The organism is Promineifilum sp. (SeqCode) (assembly GCF_041918635.1).
GTDB lineage: Bacteria > Chloroflexota > Anaerolineae > Promineifilales > Promineifilaceae > Promineifilum.
The window spans coordinates 1-2150 of the sequence record NZ_JAYRVJ010000174.1 but is presented as its reverse complement, the minus strand read 5'-3'; the positions used below and the strand labels follow the sequence as shown (position 1 = coordinate 2150).

Here is a 2150-nt window from a genome sequence, read left to right as displayed (position 1 = left end):
TCGCCTCGCCGATATAGTGAGCGTCCATGCGCCCATGTTTAACGCAAAGTAACTGTAGCGCAACCATTCCTGGTTGCGGCCCGCTCAGTCAGGAATGACTGAGCTACGCCCGTCGCGTCCTTGCGTCCTCGCGCCTTTGCGCTACCATCTGCCCAGGAGGCCCAGCCGGACGCGCCATGACCGATCCCACGCTCCACCAGAACTATATTTTCATCCGCGGGGCGGTGGCCCAAGCCTATGATCTGAGCCAGTTGAAGCGCCTGTGCCTTGACCTGGACATTCCGGCCGACGACCTGGAGCACAACAACACGGTGTCCGGCCTGGCCGACGCCCTGCTGCGCCGGATGCATCAGACCGGCCGGCGCGCCGAGTTGATCGACCGGCTGCGCCAGGAGCGGGGCAATGTCGAGTGGCGTGACGACTACGCCTATCCCGGCGGCGATTCAGGGGACGGCGGCGATCCGGGAGCCAGCCGCCTGCCCTACGGCCGCAACCCCCTCTTCACCGGCCGCGAGGCTGACCTGCGCGCTCTGGCCGAACTCCTGCTCTCTAGAAACCCGGTTTCTCCTGAGAAACCCGGTTTCTACGCAGTCATCCTCTCCGGCACCGGCGGCGTCGGCAAGACGCAGCTGGCCGTCGAGTTCGCCCACCGCCACGGCGATCCGTTCCATGGCGTGCAATGGCTGAGTCTGGCCGACGAGCAGACGGCCGAGAGCGAAGTCGCCGCCTGCGGCCGGGCCATGGGACTGTGGGCGGACGCCGATGAGCCAAGCCTGACGCCGGCGGTCAAGGCCGAGAAGACGCGGCGCGCCTGGGAAGCGGACGCGCCGCGGCTGCTCATCTTCGACAACTGCGAGGAGCCGGCCCTGCTGGAGCAGTGGCGGCCGAAGCGCGGCGGGGCGCGGCTGCTGGTCACCAGCCGGCGCGAGCGCTGGCCGGCCGAGCTCCCCGCCCGGCTCTACCCCCTGCGTCCGCTGGTCGAGCCGGAGAGCGTCGCCCTGCTGCGCCGCCACCTGACCGAGGGGGACGGCCGCCCGCCCCGCGCCGGCGTGGCTGATGACGACCTGCGGGCCATCGCCGCCGAGCTGGGCGATCTGCCGCTGGCCCTGGCGCTGGCCGGGCGCTACTTGCGCCGCTACCGGCGCGTCGCCCCGGCCGATTACCTGGCCGATCTGCGCCGGCCGGGCCTGCTGCATTCCTCGCTGCGCCTGGAGGATGGCTACAGCCCCACTGACCACGAGCGGGACGTGTGGCGCACCGTGGCCCTGAGCTACGACCGGCTGCGGCCGGACGCCGGCGACGCGCCCGGCAACCTGGCCGTCAAGGGCGCGGCGTTGGCCCTGCTGGCCCGCGCGGCGTGCTTCGCGCCGGGGGAACCGCTGCCGGAGGCGCTGCTGCTGGCGGCGCTGGTCACCGAGCCGCCGACGCTGGCCGAGGATGGGCTGGAGAGGCTGCTGGAGTTAGGGCTGCTGGAGGGGGTGGCGGCTGAGGAGGCCACCGAGGCGCGCTACCGGTTGCACCGGCTGATCGCGCGCTTCGTGGAGGAGGAGAGCTCACGCCAAGACGCGAAGGGGGCCAAGGACGCCAGGGAAGAAGACGCGGAGGAAGGAGGGAGGATGGCGGCGGCGCGGGGGGCGGTGGAGGGGGCGGTGATCACGCTGGCCGGCCGGCAAGACGTGAAGCGCGATCCGCGACCGTTGCAGGCGTGGGCCGTCCACTTCCGCCACGTCGTCAACAGCGCCTTTGAGCGCGAGGACGAAATGGCGGCCAATCTCTGTGCTTGGCTAGATTTTGTTCTCAGCAACAGCGGCGATCTGGCCGGGGCGCTGCCCTATAGTAAACGTGCCTTGGAGATACGCGAGCGCGTCCTCGGCCCTGACCACCCCGACACGGCGACGAGCCTCAACAACCTGGGCTACCTGCTGAAAGCCCAGGGCGACCTGGCCGGGGCGCGGCCGTACTACGAGCGCGCCCTGGCCGTCTGGGAGCGCGTCCTCGGCCCCGACCACCCCTCGACGGCGCTGAGCCTCAACAACCTGGGCCTCCTGCTGAAAGACCAGGGCGACCTGGCCGGGGCGCAGCCATATCTCGAGCGCGCCCTGGCCGTCCGCGAGCGCGACATCGGCACAGAACAACCCGACACGCCGGTG

Annotated in this window: 1 protein-coding gene; it reads left to right on the top strand. The window is 70.7% G+C overall.

Annotated features, from left to right (window positions below):
- Positions 1-176 precede the first annotated feature (176 nt).
- The coding region (locus ACE3UY_RS05865) for a tetratricopeptide repeat protein (protein ID WP_374686615.1) at positions 177-2150 on the top strand (1974 nt) is incomplete at its 3' end.